This window comes from Advenella incenata, assembly GCF_004217095.1.
In the GTDB taxonomy this organism is placed as follows: domain Bacteria; phylum Pseudomonadota; class Gammaproteobacteria; order Burkholderiales; family Burkholderiaceae_B; genus Advenella; species Advenella incenata.
Genome location: NZ_SHKO01000001.1, coordinates 1,242,289 through 1,259,406, shown reverse-complemented (window position 1 = coordinate 1,259,406; position 17,118 = coordinate 1,242,289). Strand labels below are relative to the sequence as shown.

Genomic DNA, 17,118 nt, shown 5'->3' with positions numbered 1-17,118 from the left:
GCATATCAACGTTGCCGCTAGACGTATAGACGCCAGCCGCGGCAAATTCCCCTAAGACTGGATCCGGCCTGCCGTTATCTGCTTTTGCAACTGGAAAAACGAACAGATATGGCCCGCCAGCGCGCTGGCCATGACCGTGGCAGGGCTGCCCAGCCACACGTTACCCGGCCCGGAACGCCCCGGAAAATTGCGGTTGATCGCACTGATGGTGGTCTGGCCCGCGTCGGTCGAGGAACCAGGCCCACAGTTGGCGCAGGCCCCGCAAGACGGTTGCAATATTTTTGCGCCCATGCGTTCAAAGACCTGGTCATAGCCTTGTTGCACGCAATAGTCGCGAACCGCCGTGGTGCCGTACTGTAAATACAATTGTACATGTGGCGCCACATGCAGGCCTTGCTGCAAACCCCAGGCCAATACGGCGTAATACTGATCAAAATCTTCGCGCTTCCCGGCAGTACAGGAACCGCCATAGGCAATGTCAATCGCCACGGTTTCTTCCAAAGAGCCCACCGCCCGCCCGTTACCTGGGTCGCCAGGCGCAGCCACCAGTACGTCCAGCACTGAACAATCCACCGTAATCTGCTGTTCGTAGCTGGCGCCCGGGTCGCTACACATCCAGTCGTCCAGTTCAAAATCCACGCCCCGGCGCTCCCTTAGAAACTGCACGGTTCGGGCATCGGGGGCAACAATGCCGGTAAAGCCGCCCAGTTCTGCACACATGTTGGTCAGCGTCGCCCGTTCGTCCACAGACAGGCAGTCGATGACTTCGCCGGTAAACTCGAACACCCTGCCCACCCCCTTGCCGGCCCGTATTTGCGGCAGCGCCAGCAAATGCAGGACGATGTCCTTGGCCGCCACGCCGGCAGGCAGGGTGCCCTGCAAGCGAACCAGAATGCAAGGCGGCACCGTGATGCGTACGGCGCCAGTCATAAAGGCATTGGCCATATCCGTCGTACCCACCCCGAAGGCGACACAGCCCAGGGCCCCGCTATGCGGGGTATGCGAGTCTGTTCCAACCACCACCTGCCCGGGAAGGGCATAATGTTCGGCCATCATTGCGTGTGAAATACCTGCCACGTTGCTGCCTTTATCCTGCAGGGCTTCGTTCTCGGTCAACGTTCGGTGCCAGCGCAGGCCGGTTGCCTTGACAAAATCACGATGGGCCTGGCACATACGCAGCATATTGGGTACCAGCCCCTGACGCAGATGCGCTGGACTCTCGTGTATATAGGAAGTGTGATCCTCGAAGGCAATGATTTTTTCAGTATCAAACAAATGCAGCGGCGCGCCATAGCTCTGGTACAGCATATGCGCCGCCATGCCGGTGTAATACTCGTGGATGAAACGCCAGTCGGCACGCAGGAAGATCCCCGTGCCTGGCGTCAGGTCTGTTCCGGTCTGCTCCGTGCGCAAAACATGCCGCGCAATGATTTTTTCAAACAGCGTCTGCGGCTTGTCGCTGGCAGCAGCCTGCGGACGGCTCCTGGCAAGATAACGTTTGCCATAATTGAGCAGCCCGCCGCTACGCAGGATGGCCTGGGTCAGCACATCGCGTTCCTGCAGGATCTGTTCAAGCGTAATGCTGTGCCCGGCCCGCAACTGCGCCAGCAACGCAAAATTGGTGGATGTCAGCAACCCGATATTGTCGGCATTCTGCCGGTAGATCCGCTCAAAGCTGCGCGCAAATACCAGGCGCACGCCTGCATGCTGTTCGGCTGCCGGGCTATGCTCGCGCGAAGACCCCTTGCCATAACGGTTGCCCGCCACAACCACCTGGATACCAGCCTGTCTGACAGCATGTCTTGCGATGGGCGTGCGACCGCCTGCCTGTAATCCGGTATAGGCAAACTCACCAAGCGTGTCGTCATAGTGCGACATGATGGCCACCGGCGTGATTTCGTCGGTAGAAATATCGTCCCGTAACTGGATGTCGGCGTGCGCATCGGGCAGCACGGCAGCGCCCGGTTGCAGACAGGCTTCGATCACCTGCGGATCGTCGGCAAGATACAGAAATCGGTCAAAGGCAAGAGAGGCAATCGTAGACTCATTCATCACTGCAATTTCCAGAGGGTTACACACTATTGTTTCAACTGCCATTATCGCGCATCGCGCGGGCAATGTGAGGGCTGCCACGCCAAGGCTGCCGTTTTTATCCCTTCGCCACTGGCGCCCGCGGGAAATATCGTCAGCGCTTATTTTTCAATTGCAATTGACCCCATATTTGCCGCGTGCAGACAGCAGGTAGAATACACAAGGCCATAAAACCGGGTAGACCGTCTTTTATGACGCCTTACAGAATGGATTACATTATTTGCGCTGCTGCCGCCCGTGAGGAAAGTCATGCATTTTTACAATCTGCTGTTCGATATACCCATTTTTCTGGCCTGGGTGCTGTGCACTGTATTCTTTCTTGGCCTGTCAGGCCTCATTGTCCTGATTATTCGCCGACAGCGTAGCAACAGTACGTCCCCGCGCAGCAGCGCCCTGAGCCATACGCTTATTTCAGGTTTGCTGGTGCCCATTGGCCTGAATATGGCGTTCATGGCCAGTGACGTATGGAAGGAAAATGAAAAAGGACAGGCGGCCACCGAGCAGGAGGCCGGCGCGGTGCACGATGCGCTCAGGGTGCTCAAGCACATGCCCGAGCAGATCAATGCAGATCTGCGCGCCCGTCTGCTGGCCTATGTAAACGCCGCCGTTCAGGATGAATGGCCGCGCATGGGGCATGACCAGGTCAGCGAGCAGACCGAATCGGCACTGGATGTGCTGACCATCAATGCAGCCAAAACCGCCATCGAGGTCCGCGATGACCCTTATGTCAGCTCGCAGATGGCGCTACTCAATACGTATCTGAAGCAGGTCCGGGAAGCTCGTGATAATCGGCTCAATGTTGCTACCTATCACATCAACATGCAGAAGTGGCTGGTGCTGCTGATTCTTCTGACCGTCTGCATGTATGTGATATACGATATTCATTATCACACCCGTCATGAACTGCGCAAGGCCGTCGTGCTCATTTCAGTGAGTTTTGCCAGTATCTCGTTCCTTATTCTGGTCAACGACCGACCATTTACCGGCAGCAGCATCATTGAACCGGATCATCTGCGCCAAATCCAAAAATCGCAGTTGCAGTAAACTGAATACGGCACCGAAAAAACCTCCTACAATGAAAATAACTCAATCCCTTCAACCAACCGGAACAAGAGATAACGTGGACAACGCAAGCACAGACAAAAATGAAATGCAGCAGGACATCCGCCTGCTGGGCAGGATCCTTGGGGCCGCCATTCGCGAATCGGAAGGCCAGCCGATTTTTGACATCATTGAGACTGTGCGCCGCGCCGCGGTACGCTTCAAGCGTGAAGGCATTCAACAGGAACGCGATACGATGATCGAGAAGCTGACGGCCCTGTCCGATGACCAGGCCAACACCCTGTCGCGCGCCTTCAGTTATTTCCTGCACCTGGCCAACCTGGCCGAGGACCGCGATCAACAAAAGCGCCAGCGCTTGCGCTTACTGAGCAGCAACGACGCCCAGATTGGCACTCTGGGACATACACTGGCAGAACTGGAACGCCATGGTGTGCAGCGTAACCAGGTTCGCGATTTTCTGGCAAAAACCATGATTGTCCCGGTTCTGACGGCCCACCCGACGGAAGTACAACGCAAAAGCACACTGGATCTGCACCGACACATCAGTCAGTGCCTGGTGGCCATTGACAGCCGCTTGACCGAAGAAGAAAGCCATCAACTGGCGCTGGAGCTGACCGGCTATATCAAAACGCTTTGGCTCACACGCATGCTGCGTTTTAACAAGCTGACGGTCAATGACGAAATTGAAAATGCGGTGGCCTATTTCAGCACCACCTTCCTGAAAGCCATTCCGAATTTGTACACCACATTCGCACGCAATCTGGGTGCGCAACCGGACAATGCGGCACTGGTGTCGACCTTCCTGAAAATGGGTTCGTGGATTGGCGGCGATCGCGACGGCAATCCCAACGTGAACGCCGACACGCTCACGCACGCGATGAATCGCCATGCCACCACACTGTTCGAATACTATCTGGCGCAGGTGCATCTGCTGGGTTCCGAACTGTCGCTGAGCACCTCGTTGACGCAAGTCTCGCCAGAACTGGCCAGCCTGTCGGAGATCAGCCCGGATCAGTCACGCCACCGGCTGGATGAGCCCTATCGACGCGCACTGATCGGCGTGTACGCCCGCCTGGCAGCAACGGCAAAACACCTGACCGCCCACGATCTGGCCCTGCGCAATACAGTCGCGGCCGATCCTTATAATGAGCCGGCCGAATTTGCGGCAGATCTGGCGGTCATTGCCCGATCGCTCTGCGATAATCACGCCGGCGCCGTCGTGCCCTTGCGTTTGCAGGAGCTGCAACAGGCCGTCGCCGTGTTTGGATTTCACCTGGCAGCGCTTGATCTACGGCAAAGCTCGGATGTACACGAACGCATTCTGACCGAACTGTATCAGCGTGCGGCCATCAAGCACAACGGTCAGCCGGTTCAATATGACCAGCTTGATGAAGAACAGAAAATTGCCGTGCTGCTGGCCGAACTGGACGATAGCCGCCCCCTGGTCTCGCCCTGGCAGCAGTACAGTGAAGAAACCCGCAAGGAACTGGCTATTTTGCAGGCGGCCGCTTCCGTGCGGCGCCATTACGGACACAATGCAATTACCCAGTATATTGTGTCCCATACAGAAACGCTCAGCGATCTGCTGGAAGTGCTGGTCTTGCAGCAGGAAACCGGATTGATCTCGCAACAGCGCGACGACGCGGGTCAACGCTTGCCTGTTGCGCCCGGCGATGGCCTGATTGTCGTGCCGCTTTTTGAAACCATCCCCGACCTGGAGGCAGGGCCGGCCATTATGGACCGCTGGCTGTCGCTGCCGCAGGTGCGCGAGCGCGTCACCCATGCCCAGGACAATATCCAGGAAGTCATGCTGGGCTATTCAGACAGCAACAAGGATGGCGGCTACCTGACCTCCAACTGGTCTTTGTATAACGCCGAATTGCAACTGCTTGAGGTCTTCCGTCGTCATGATGTACGTTTGCGCCTGTTTCACGGCCGCGGCGGTTCTGTCGGCCGCGGTGGCGGCTCCAGCTTCGATGCAATCCTGGCGCAACCGCCAGGTACGGTCGACGGACAAATCCGGCTGACCGAACAGGGAGAGGTGATCCAGAGCAAATACAAAAATGCCGAAAGCGGACGCATCAATCTGGAATTGCTTGTTTCGGCAACGCTATTGAGCAGCCTGGCGCCACATGAGGAAACGCGCAAGGATGCCGACACGATGCAGCGCTATACACAGGCCATGGCCTGGCTGTCGGACGCCGCCCAGCATGCCTATCGTCGGCTGGTGTATGACACTCCGGGTTTTGTCGATTATTTTTTTGCAGCCACGCCCATCAATGAAATTGCCGGTTTAAATATCGGCTCGCGCCCGGCCTCGCGCAAAAAGGGACAGCGCATCGAAGATCTGCGCGCCATCCCCTGGGGCTTTTCCTGGGCGCAATGCCGGTTGATGATCACCGGCTGGTATGGCGTGGGCACGGCAATCGATACGTTCATCCGCCTGGGTACCGGCAAGGACGACGGCAGCACCCAGCAATCACGCACGCAATTGCTGCGCGACATGGCCGAGCACTGGCCGTTTTTCCAGACCGTGCTGTCCAATATGGAAATGGTCCTGGCCAAAACCGATATGGACATCGGACGCCAGTACAGCGAACTGGTTGCAGACCAGGAGATACGCCGCAGCATTTTCGGAATGATCGAACAGGAGTTCGGATTAACACGTGATGCCCTGTACAGCATCAAACAGCAGGATCTGCTGGCAGACAACCCCACCCTGAAAGCCGCTTTGCAAGAGCGCTTTGCCTATACCGATCCGTTGAACTATCTGCAGGTCGAGGTCATCCGGCGCCAGCGCGCGCTGGAGGATGCTCAGCAAGAGCCGTCCAAGCTCGAACAGATGCGCAGCCAGCGCACCATCCATCTGACCATCAACGGCATCGCCACTGGCCTGCGCAATTCGGGTTAGCCCAGGCAGGCGGCAGGCGCTACGGCGCCGCCGCTTACCTGCATCCGGATCGCTACAGTACTTTGGTAAACAGGCTGCGGCGGCTGATGACGTTGCCAGCCACCATGAAGACGCCATCACCGGTATAGTGCAGCGTTTCCGGGTGTGCCGGCCGGACGGCGACATGCGCCTTCACAATCTCGAAGATGAAGTAATTGTATTTTTCGACCAGCACATCGTCATGCAGCTTGCATTCGAAGGCGGCATGGCATTGCTCGATAATCGGCGCACTCACCCGTTCTGCCGGGCTGGCGGTCAGGCCAAATTCGGCAAATTTGTCCACCGCGCTGCCGCTGCAATTGCCAATGCGGCAGACAATATCAGTGAGCGCAGTGGTAGGCAAATTGATGACGCATTCCCCGCTGTTGCGGATCATATCGAAACTGTGATTGCCAGATGAAATCAAGCAGCCGAACAATGAGGGCGCAAACTCCAGAATGCAATGCCAGCCCATGGTCATGATATTGTGGTGACCCTGCCAGTGCGATGAGACCAGCACGATGGGCCCCGGTTCAAGGTAGCGCCGCGCCTGGCTCACCGGAAAGTCCCTTTTGCGTGGTTTGCTCAGGCGCCTCTTGATTGCCGGGCCGCCATGCGCGCTGTTGCCTGCATCCAGTGTCGCAGGCTCGGTTCTCTTGAGGCTGCGCCCGGACTGATCTGCAGCCGGCCTGCGTGACTGGCGCTTTGCCGTGCTATCGGCTTTCCCACTATCTGCTGCTTTGTCTGCCTTTGTCATACGTGTCTCTCCTGGTTTGTGAATACAACAGGAAAATGCGCAACAGCGGTGACGGCCTGTGCAAAGAAAAACGGCCGGATAAACCGGCCGCATGCTTGCTTCGCTTTATTTTATCAGCTGACTGATGTCGCGCACTGCACCGCGATCGGCTGAGGTAGCCATCGCAGCATAGGCTTTGAGCGCCTGTGATACGTAACGCTCACGATGTACCGGATGCCAGGCGCTTTGACCGCGATTTTCCATCTCGGCACGGCGACGCGTGAGTTCGGTTTCATCCACCGCCAGGTTGATTGTACGGTTTGGAATATCGATCTCGATCACATCATCGTCATGCACCAGGCCAATGGTGCCCCCTTCTGCCGCTTCCGGTGAGGCATGGCCGATGACCAGCCCCGAAGAGCCGCCCGAGAAACGGCCGTCTGTCAGCAACGCCGCCTTGGAGCCCAGCCCCTTGGATTTGAGGTATGACGTGGGGTACAGCATTTCCTGCATGCCCGGGCCCCCTTTGGGCCCTTCATAGCGAATAATGACAACGTGACCTTCTTTTACCTTGCCATCCAGGATACCTTCGGTCGCATCTTCCTGGCTTTCGAACACAATGGCCCGGCCGGTGAACTTCAGGATACTTTCATCCACACCTGCGGTTTTAACGATACAGCCATTTTCCGCCAGATTACCGTACAGCACCGCCAGACCGCCATCCTGCGAATAGGCATGGGCCTTGTCACGGATACAGCCTTCGGCACGGTCCAGATCCAGTTCGGCAAACTGCCGGTCCTGGCTGAAGGCCACCTGAGTGGGCACCCCGCCAGGAGAGGCTTTGAAGAACGTCTTGACCTCTTCCGTGGCATGACCGCTGTTAACATCCCACTGCTCAATGGCCTTGCCCAGCGTACCGCTGTGCGCGTTGCCAGCATTCAGATCCAGCAGGCCCGCGCGACCAAGTTCGCCCAAAATGGCGATCACGCCGCCGGCACGATGTACATCTTCGATATGGAATTTGTTGGTCGCAGGCGCCACTTTGCAGACACATGGTACATGGCGCGATATACGGTCAATGTCGGCCATCGTGAAATCAACCCCAGCTTCCTGAGCAGCAGCCAGCAAATGCAGCACCGTGTTGGTGGAACCGCCCATGGCCACATCCAGTGTCATGGCGTTTTCAAAGGCCGCCTTGGTTGCGATGGCACGCGGCAACACAGAGGCATCGTCCTGCTCATAGTAGCGCTTGCACAGTTCAACCACCAGATGGCCGGCGCGTTCAAAAAGTGCCCGACGACGGGCATGGGTAGCCACGATCGTACCGTTGCCCGGCAAAGATAAGCCCAGCACTTCGGTCAGGCAATTCATGGAATTGGCGGTAAACATGCCTGAACAGGAGCCACAGGTCGGACATGCATTGCGTTCAATTTCATCGGTTTCGGCATCCGACACGGTCGGATCGCCAGCCTTGATCATGGCGTCGACCAGATCCAGCTTGATCACCTTGTTGGTTTCCGGAGCAAGCACCTTACCGGCTTCCATCGGACCACCTGAAACGAAGACAACCGGAATGTTCAGCCGCATGGCAGCCATCAGCATGCCCGGCGTGATCTTGTCGCAGTTGGAAATGCAGACCATGGCATCGGCGCAATGCGCGTTAACCATATATTCGACCGAGTCGGCAATGAGTTCGCGCGATGGCAGCGAATACAGCATGCCGCCGTGACCCATGGCAATACCATCGTCAACCGCAATCGTATTGAACTCCTTGGCCACACCGCCCGCTGCCTCGATTTGCCGTGCCACCAGTTGCCCCATATCTTTCAGGTGCACGTGTCCCGGAACAAACTGGGTAAAAGAGTTAACCACGGCAACGATCGGCTTGCCGAAATCGCCGTCTTTCATGCCTGTGGCGCGCCACAAGGCACGCGCGCCAGCCATATTACGACCATGGGTCGAGGTTTTGGAACGATATTGGGGCATTTCTGACTACTTCCTGGAAAAAACGAGGGAACCTTGTAATTTACACCACATGTTGCAGAAAGTCTTTCAAACGCTGGCTTGGCGGTGAAGACAACAGCTCTTTCGGTTTGCCGTCGTGCGCAATTTTGCCGTTATCGATAAAAAGCAGGCGACTGCCGACCTTGCTGGCAAAATCCATTTCGTGCGTCACCACCACCATGGTCATGCCCTCTTCGGCCAGATCCTTCATCACTTTGAGCACCTCATGGCGCAGCTCCGGATCCAGAGCTGAGGTAGGCTCGTCAAACAGCATTAGCAGCGGTTTGACCGCCAAGGAACGCGCAATGGCCACCCGCTGCTGCTGGCCGCCGGACAGCTCGCTCGGATAATGGTTCATTCTTTCAGCCAGTCCGACCTTGTCCAGCAATGCGATGGCTTCGGTACGCGCCTGCTGCTTGGATACACCACGCGACTCCAGCGGACCGAACATGACGTTTTCCAGCGCCGTCAGTTGTGGAAAAAGATTGAACTGCTGAAACACCATACCTGCTTCGCGACGCAGCTCGCGCACCTCAGCCTGAGTGCCGCGCACACTGAGCTCGCCCACCCGGATATCGCCTTCCTGGATGGTTTCCAGGGCGTTGATGCAGCGCAAGAACGTGCTCTTTCCCGAACCGGAAGGCCCGACCACCACCACTACTTCGCCCTTTTCAATGCTCAGGCTGATGTCGTTCAAAATCGTATTGTCGCCAAACTTTTTGACGACGTTTTCAAATGTGACCATACTCATACGTTACGCATCCTGTGTTCCATGATTTTCAGGGCCAGTGCGATCAGCCCGTTCAGAATCAAGTAAATGACGGCGACAGCGCCCCAGATTTCGACCGCGCGAAAGTTGGCGGCCATGATTTCCTGGCCCTGACGGGTCAGCTCGGCCACGCCGATCACGATAAAGAGCGAGGAGTCCTTCAGACTGATAATGCACTGGTTGCCCAATGCGGGGATCATGCGGCGAAACGCGACCGGCCAGATAATCTTGAGCAGAATCCTGTGAAAGGACAGGCCCATGGATTGCCCGGCCTCGAACAGCCCCTTGGGAACCGACTGCAGCGCGCCGCGCACGATTTCTGCAATATACGCCCCGGAATTGATAATCAAGGTGGCAATGGCGGCAGACATGCCGTCCACGCGCAGGTCCATGAGCAACGGCAAGGCAAAATAGATGAACATCACCTGCACTACGATGGGCGTGCCCCGTACCACCAGTACATAAAGCTGAGCCAGCAGGCTCAGAAGCGGGCCAAGGATGCCGGCGACCGGATTGCGGCGAATGGTTTCAGCGCAAAACAGGGACGGGATGTAGGCCCTGATCACACCTGTGATAGCGCCGAGCAGCACCCCGCCAAAAAGCCCCCAGAATGTAATCTTGATTGTGACCCAGGTGCCCGCCATCAGGCTGGGCAGGGCGTCTTGAACAACGGAAAAGTCAAAATCCATGTGTGAGTCCTGTTTGAATATTGTGACCGCAAAAAGCAAAATCCGGTGACTGTATCCGCAGGGAAACAATCACCGGATCGCAATTTCGGCGATGCAGCACCCGCAATGCATTGTCATACATGGGGTGCGCAGGCAATTACTTCACTGCCTGACCAAACCATTTGGTGTAGATTTTGTCGTATTCGCCATTCTCTTTCAGTTTCTTGAGTGACGCGTTAACTTTCTCGACCAGGTCGCTGCCTTTGGAAAAGGCAATGCCATAGAAGTCGCCGCTTTGTACGGAGCCGGTCACCAGGACCTTGCCCTTGCCACCTGTATTGGCGTAATACTGTACGTTGGGGGTATCATGCACGACGGCATCGACGCGGCCGGTGGCCAGGTCAAGAAACGCGTTGTCGATATTGGGGAACAGTTTGACTTTGGCGTCCGGCACTTCCTTTTTCAGGAAATCAACCGTCGCAGTGCCTGTTTTTGCCGCTACTTCCTTGCCGGCCAGATCTTTGGCTGTCTTGATGGTGTCCTTGTTCTTGACCGATGTCAGGATGGCAATACCGCTTTCGTAATAAGGATCAGAGAAATCGATGACCTTTTTGCGCTCATCCTTGATGGTGATGCCAGCGAGCGCCACGTCGATATTCTTGGTCTGCAGACCGGGAATGATGCCGTTAAAATCCATGGGCTGCAGGCGGTATTTGACGCCCATATCCTTGGCCAGCGCTTCCCACAATTCAACGTCGAAACCCACATATTTGCCGTCCTGCTTAAATTCGAAGGGCACAAAAGCGGTATCGGTGGCAACCACAAGCTCTTTGTCCTGTGCTTGAGCAACGGTAGTTGCCGGCACAGCCAACGTGATGGCAAATCCCAGTAAGGCTGCTTTCAGTTTGCTCTTGATCATCTTGAACCTCTAAAAAATTATTTTTTAAATTCAGGCCGTACGCCGTTGGCTGGCCGTGAACACGGTTTTACCAGACAACTATAACCCAATTTTTTATCGGGCGCGCGCGGGCAGAATCGCGACTCAGGTAAACCCTGAGCGGCATAATTAATATCAAAATGCAGAATTATGGTGGCCGATGCGCAAATGGCATCGGCATGGGTCAGCGGTCGCGTTCGGTGGCGAACGTACAAAATGCCAGCAGCGATTCCTTAAACTCGGAGTCGGGGAATGCCTGCAGCGCAGTGCGCGCACGTTCAGCCTCTTCGCGGGCAACCTGGCGGGTGTATTCCAGGGCATCGGTGTCGTTGATGGCGCGGGCCACATCGGCAAAATCGGCCTCGCCCGTTTCAATCGCCTTGTGGATGAGGGAACGTTGCTGTGGCGTACCCACCTGCATGACGCGAATAAGCGGCAGCGTCGGCTTGCCTTCGCGCAGGTCGTCACCCACATTTTTACCCAGCGATTCTACGTCACCCGTGTAATCGAGCACGTCGTCAATCAGCTGAAACGCCGTGCCCACGTAGCGACCATAGTCGGCTGCCGCGCTTTCCTGCGCCGACGTTGCCCCGGCCAGCAAGGCGCCGGTCTGCATGGCGGCTTCGAAAAGCTTGGCCGTTTTGTAGCGGATCACCTGCAAGTAGCGTTCGACAGAGACGTCCGGATCATGCACATTGAGCAACTGCAGCACTTCACCTTCGGCAATCACGGTGGTGGCGGCTGACAGCACCTGCATGATTCGCATCGAGTCGAGCTCGACCATCATCTCGAATGACCGTGAGTACAGATAGTCGCCGACCAGCACGCTGGCGGCATTGCCGAATACGGCATTGGCGGTTTCGCGGCCGCGACGCATATCAGACTCGTCAACGACATCGTCGTGCAAGAGCGTGGAAGTGTGGATAAACTCAACCACTGCTGCCAGCGTGTGATGGGCCTGCCCCTGATAGCCAAAGGCACGGGCCGCCATAAGCACCAGTGCGGGCCGCATGCGTTTGCCCCCTGCCCCGATGATGTAGTCACCAATGGTACGGATAAGAACAACGTCAGAGTCGAGTTTGTTGCGGATTACGCCATCCACGGCGCGCATATCATCGTTGATGGGACGGATAATCTCTGGGAGGTTCAAGGCAGATCCTGAAGCAGAAAAGGGAATTAACTCACGGCAAGCTGTGATTATATTCCAGCCCGCAACAAGAAACAGACAAAGGCCTTTTTTTGATGATAATGTATGCATTTTGACCGCTATTGACCACATAGGACACGCAAGTGAGCAGCCCCGATTCCCGTCCCGACCTCTCCTCCCTGATCGAACGTGCCGACCAGGTCCTGCGCCAGTTGGCCGCCTGGCTCCCGCCGGCGCCCCCGCCGATAGACTGGAGCGCCCATGCCTTTCGCTGGCGCCGCAAGGGATCAACCGGCTGGCTTGAAGCGGTCAAGCATATCTCCACCATCCAGAAGGACGACCTGCTGCATATCGAACGGCAGCGGGACACGATCGATCGCAACACCCGCCACTTTCTGCAACAAAAACCGGCCAACAATGTGCTGATGACCGGCGCCCGCGGCACCGGCAAAAGTTCCCTGGTCAAGGCCATGCTGGCAGAATACGCAACGCAGGGCCTGCGCCTGGTAGAAATGGACAAATCCGACCTGGCCGACCTGACCGATCTGGTCGATATCGTTGCCGACCGTCCGGAAAGATTCATCATTTTCTGTGACGATCTGTCGTTCGAAGAAGGTGAAGCCGGCTACAAGGCCCTCAAATCGGTACTGGACGGCTCCATTGCCTCGGCCGGCGACAACGTGCTCATTTACGCAACGTCCAACCGCCGCCACCTGATGCCCGAATATATGAACGAAAACCTGTCCACCAAGCATCAGTCCGACGGGGAAATCCACCCGGGTGAAACCGTGGAAGAAAAGATCTCGCTGTCCGAGCGCTTCGGCATCTGGCTGTCGTTCTACCCTTTCCGCCAGGACGATTACCTGGATATAGTCGCGCATTGGCTGCGCGAGCTGGGCTGCCCGCCAGAGTCTATCGCCGCAAGCCGAACCGAAGCCTTGCAATGGACAATCGAACGCGGCTCGCGCTCCGGCCGCGTGGCCCGGCATTTTGCCCGCGACTGGGCGGCCAGGCAGATGACGGCGGAATCCGGCGCACAGGCTGACAGCGGAGCTGGTCAATGAGCGAAACAAAACCGTATATCAAAGTCGTGGTCGGTGTCATTCTGAATGAGCAAACCGGAGAGATTCTGCTGGGCCAGCGCCCCAAAGGCAAACCCTGGGAAGACTGGTGGGAGTTTCCCGGAGGCAAGATCGAAGAGGGTGAATCCCAGAAACAGGCGCTGGTGCGCGAACTCAAGGAAGAGCTCGGTATAGACGTACATACCTGCACCCCGTGGGTGACATTCACCTATGAGTACCCTAAAACCATTGTCAACCTGGCCTTCTGGCGGGTTACCGGCTGGCAAGGCACGCCCAGGTCGCTGGAAGAGCAGCAACTGGCCTGGACGACGCCCGACAATGCGGGCAAGCTGGGAGAGTTGCTGCCAGCCTCCCTGCCCCCGCTGCGCTGGCTGGCACTGCCGGAACACTATGCAATCTCGAACATTCAGACGCCTGAGAACAGCCAATCGTGGCTGGCTGGCCTGCAACAGCAACTGGATAATGGCTTGCGACTGGTGCAATTGCGTGAACCGGCCTGGCCCGATGGTCCTGCGGCAGCCAGCCTGAAAACCATATTCGAACGCGCCATCGACTGCTGTCATGCTGCCGGCGCCCGGGTGCTGGTCAACAGCGTGCATCCCAAAGCGTGGTGGAAGCTGGCTGACGGCGTGCAATTGAGAGCGCAGGACGCCCTGCTCGCAGAGGGCCGTCCGCTGCCCGAAGAAAAATACCTTGTCGGGGTCTCGGCGCATAATACGGCCGATGCACTGTATGCCCAGGTACTGGGCGCAGACTTTGTGGTGCTGGGGCATGTGCTGGAGACTCCGTCGCATCCGGATCAGCCGCCGCTGGGCTGGGACGGTTTTGCCAGCATCGCCAGCGAAGCGGGCCTGCCGGTGTACGCCATCGGCGGGCAATCGGCGGCAACCCTGGCGGTGGCGCGCGAACACGGCGCACACGGCATTGCTGCCATCCGTGGGCTGGTCGGTTGATAGCCGGTTAATGGCCAGCTCGTTTTAGCAGGCCCGCCGTTGCCCTGCCGCCCTCAGCAAACAAGATGACAGCGCACAGAAGCAAGCGCTGAAACACAAAAAAAGCCTGTATGACTTTGTTCATACAGGCTTGGCGCCGGCATTTAGCCGTGGCGCGGTTTAATCACAGTTGCCATTGAACAACGCTTCCTTGTTGCTGGCAGATGCCTGACGCACGAAACAGCCCGGGGCCACATCGTGTGTGAGCCACACGTTGCCGCCTACCACGGCGCCCTTGCCGATGGTCACCCGGCCCAGCACCGTTGCTCCGGCGTATATAACCACATCATCTTCCACGATCGGATGACGGGCAATACCCTTGCTCAGATCGCCATTGCTCTCGGTTGGAAAACTCTTGGCGCCCAGGGTCACGTTCTGATACAGCCGCACCCGTTCGCCGATAATCGCGGTTTCCCCAATGACCACGCCTGTTCCGTGGTCGATAAAGAACCCGGCGCCAATTTGCGCCCCCGGGTGAATGTCAATGCCGGTCTGGCCATGCGCCAGCTCAGCGGCAATGCGCGCCACCAGGGGAACCCCGAGCGTATACAGGCAATGGGCCAGCCGATGGTAAACCATGGCAAGCACTCCGGGATAGCACAACAATACCTCATCCACGCTCTTGGCAGCCGGGTCGCCGGAATAGGCCGCGTAGACATCGGTATCCAGCAAGCGGCGTACACCAGGTAACTTGCGGGCAAATTCCCGCACGATCCCGACGGCCTTCTCTTCCAGGCCCGCCGGATCAGCGCTGTCGTTGCGGTGCTGGTGGCGTACTTCAAGGCGCACCTGGGTCAGCAGCGTGTTTAACGCAACCCCGATGGTGTGGCCGACATAAAAATCTTCGTTTTCCTGCAACAGATCGTTCGGACCCAGACGCATGGGAAACAACGCGCCAATTACCAGCTCCAATGCCTCGTTGATGGTATGAGGCGACGGCAGATGGCGACCGCCCATTTCCTTGAGGCGGTTCTGGTCGGCGCGCCATTTGAAGCGTGCTTCGCGCAGGCCCATCACGATTTCATCGAGCGGGAACGTCTGGGGATTGACCGAGGAAGATTCACATTTGTAAATAGGCATAGCAGTAGAACCTGTATGAAAACCGGGATAAAAACAGCAATAAGAATATAACTATTTTTACCACACTATTTCGATCGTGCCGGAAGAACCCTTGTGCCATCAGGGCATTTACGATCACATCAGAAACCCTGATGATTTATCCGGTCACCCCGTTGTCGCTTATTGTCGTCCCGCTGCCGTTACGGCGCCGTCCGGGCTTGTAGTGCCTGCCTGTCCCAGCCTCCGCCAAGCGCGGCAATCAATTGCACACTGGCCTGCAGACGCTGGCTTTCCAGTTGCAGGGCAGTTTGCTCTGCCGAGTAGGCAGTTGACTGTACCTGGGCCACACTCAAATAATCGACCAGTCCGGCCAGATACTGGTTCTGGGTGATGGCCAGCGACTGGCGGGCGGCAGTGAGGGCGCGCATCTGTGCCGCCTGCTGGCGCTCCAGTACCCGCAGCGTGCTGATAGCGTCTTCCACTTCCTGCAGGCCGGTCAGCACGGTTTGACGATAGGTCGCCACTTCGGCACGATAGGATGCCCTGGAAGCATCCACCGCCCCGGCGCGCGCGCCGCCATCGAGCACAGTCATGGCCAGCGCAGGGCCGAGCGACCAGAACTGCAGCGGCGAGGCCAGCCACTGCGCCAATGTGGCCGTAGTATTGCCTACCGAGCCACCCAGAGTCAGATCAGGAAACCAGGCCGCCTGGGCCACGCCGATCTGCGCGTTGGCCGCGGCCACCCGTCTTTCGGCTGCCACGATGTCGGGACGCCGCAACAACAGCGTAGAGGGCACATCCACCGGAATGGAGGGGAAGTGAACGTCGTAGGCGGTCGCTTCGATGGCAAACGACGCGGGTGGCTGACCAATCAGCACCGCGATGGCATGCTCCAGCACATTGCGATCTGCTTCAATGGCAATGGCAGAAGCGCGCGCGCCCTCAAGCTGCGCCTGGGCGCTGACCACATCGGCGCGGGCAGCCACACCCTGATCATAACGATTCTGGTTGATCTGTACCGAGCGTTCGTAAGCGCGCACATTGGCCTGCAGCAGGCGCTTGCGTTCATCCAGCATGCGCAGGGCGAAATATTGCTGGGCCAGGGTCGATTGCATGCTCAGACGCGCGGCCGCTACCTCAGCCCTGCTGGCCTGCTCATCACTTCTGCTGCTCTCGTATTGCCGGCGCAGTTTGCCCCACAAGTCGGCTTCCCATTGCAGAGACACCGAACCGTTCACCGAATTGCCAATGCCGGCAGCCGATTTGGCCCGATCACCCGACAAGCTGAAACCGGTCGTGGGGAAAAATGACGAGCGTGACTGCGCTGTCGCTGCCACCGCCTGATCGTAACGCGCCACGGCCTGGGCCAGCGTCTGATTGGAAACATTCAGGCGTCCGACCAGCTCGCTCAGCAAAGGGTCCTGATAACGCTGCCACCAGCTATCGCTGGCCAGCGGAGCACCCGGCCGGGCCTGCACCCACCCTTGAGCCGATTTGAAACCGACCCCGGTGTCCTGTTGCGGAACAACGTAATCGGGGCCCACCGCACACGCTGCCAGCAGCAGCAAGGCAGCCGCCGCTACGCTCAGGCGCAATGGTCTGGTTAAGGGTGACACAGCATTTCTGGTGTTTTTCATAAGAG

General features: G+C 57.6%; 13 protein-coding genes. 4 read left to right on the top strand and 9 right to left on the bottom strand.

Features of this window, described 5'->3' with window-relative positions; genetic code table 11:
• Positions 1 to 51: 51 nt before the first annotated feature.
• Entirely contained in the window at positions 52 to 2,052 is a 2,001-nt protein-coding gene (locus tag EV681_RS05690) for an aconitase family protein (RefSeq protein ID WP_130303490.1), read from the bottom strand.
• 288 nt (positions 2,053 to 2,340) lie between these two features.
• Between EV681_RS05690 and EV681_RS05685 the strand changes: the two genes are divergently transcribed.
• On the top strand, positions 2,341 to 3,135 hold the full coding sequence (locus EV681_RS05685) for a bestrophin-like domain (RefSeq protein ID WP_128395786.1): 795 nt from the start codon (positions 2,341 to 2,343) through the stop codon (positions 3,133 to 3,135).
• Between the two features lie 106 nt (positions 3,136 to 3,241).
• Positions 3,242 to 6,064 carry a phosphoenolpyruvate carboxylase gene (gene ppc / locus EV681_RS05680; RefSeq protein ID WP_242612217.1) on the top strand — a complete coding sequence of 941 codons (2,823 nt, stop codon included), beginning with the start codon at positions 3,242 to 3,244 and terminating at the stop codon, positions 6,062 to 6,064.
• A 52-nt stretch (positions 6,065 to 6,116) separates the two neighbouring features.
• Here ppc and EV681_RS05675 read toward each other — a convergent pair whose 3' ends face one another.
• From EV681_RS05675 to ispB, 6 genes are all read right to left on the bottom strand, one after another.
• Positions 6,117 to 6,839 carry a flavin reductase family protein gene (locus tag EV681_RS05675; protein ID WP_207227010.1) on the bottom strand — a complete coding sequence of 241 codons (723 nt, stop codon included), beginning with the start codon at positions 6,837 to 6,839 and terminating at the stop codon, positions 6,117 to 6,119.
• A 105-nt stretch (positions 6,840 to 6,944) separates the two neighbouring features.
• Positions 6,945 to 8,804, bottom strand: coding sequence for a dihydroxy-acid dehydratase (ilvD, locus tag EV681_RS05670; protein ID WP_130303488.1), 1,860 nt, complete (start codon positions 8,802 to 8,804; stop codon positions 6,945 to 6,947).
• A 40-nt stretch (positions 8,805 to 8,844) separates the two neighbouring features.
• A complete protein-coding gene (gene glnQ / locus EV681_RS05665) occupies positions 8,845 to 9,573 on the bottom strand; it encodes a glutamine ABC transporter ATP-binding protein GlnQ (protein ID WP_130303487.1) in 729 nt (242 codons plus the stop codon).
• Positions 9,570 to 10,280 carry a glutamine ABC transporter permease GlnP gene (gene glnP, locus EV681_RS05660; RefSeq protein WP_128395782.1) on the bottom strand — a complete coding sequence of 237 codons (711 nt, stop codon included), beginning with the start codon at positions 10,278 to 10,280 and terminating at the stop codon, positions 9,570 to 9,572. Before glnP ends, glnQ begins: the two co-directional genes overlap by 4 nt.
• 136 nt (positions 10,281 to 10,416) lie before the next feature.
• Complete coding sequence (gene glnH / locus EV681_RS05655) at positions 10,417 to 11,178, bottom strand: glutamine ABC transporter substrate-binding protein GlnH (RefSeq protein WP_128395781.1); 762 nt, start codon at positions 11,176 to 11,178, stop codon at positions 10,417 to 10,419.
• A gap of 202 nt (positions 11,179 to 11,380) precedes the next feature.
• A complete protein-coding gene (gene ispB / locus EV681_RS05650) occupies positions 11,381 to 12,346 on the bottom strand; it encodes an octaprenyl diphosphate synthase (RefSeq protein WP_128395780.1) in 966 nt (321 codons plus the stop codon).
• Positions 12,347 to 12,486: 140 nt separating this feature from the next.
• On the opposite strand from ispB, the gene EV681_RS05645 reads away from it, so the two are divergent.
• Positions 12,487 to 13,407: an ATP-binding protein gene (locus EV681_RS05645; protein ID WP_130303486.1), complete on the top strand. Its 921-nt coding sequence runs from the start codon at positions 12,487 to 12,489 to the stop codon at positions 13,405 to 13,407.
• Positions 13,404 to 14,378 carry a Nudix family hydrolase gene (locus tag EV681_RS05640; RefSeq protein ID WP_128395778.1) on the top strand — a complete coding sequence of 325 codons (975 nt, stop codon included), beginning with the start codon at positions 13,404 to 13,406 and terminating at the stop codon, positions 14,376 to 14,378. The genes EV681_RS05645 and EV681_RS05640 overlap by 4 nt, the downstream gene beginning before the upstream one ends.
• Positions 14,379 to 14,537: 159 nt before the next feature.
• On the opposite strand, the gene epsC is transcribed toward EV681_RS05640, so the two are convergent.
• On the bottom strand, positions 14,538 to 15,497 hold the full coding sequence (epsC, locus tag EV681_RS05635; RefSeq protein WP_128395777.1) for a serine O-acetyltransferase EpsC: 960 nt from the start codon (positions 15,495 to 15,497) through the stop codon (positions 14,538 to 14,540).
• A gap of 179 nt (positions 15,498 to 15,676) precedes the next feature.
• The gene (locus EV681_RS05630; RefSeq protein WP_130303485.1) at positions 15,677 to 17,113 is read right to left on the bottom strand and encodes an efflux transporter outer membrane subunit; all 1,437 of its coding nucleotides are present in this window, start codon (positions 17,111 to 17,113) and stop codon (positions 15,677 to 15,679) included.
• Positions 17,114 to 17,118 lie beyond the last annotated feature (5 nt).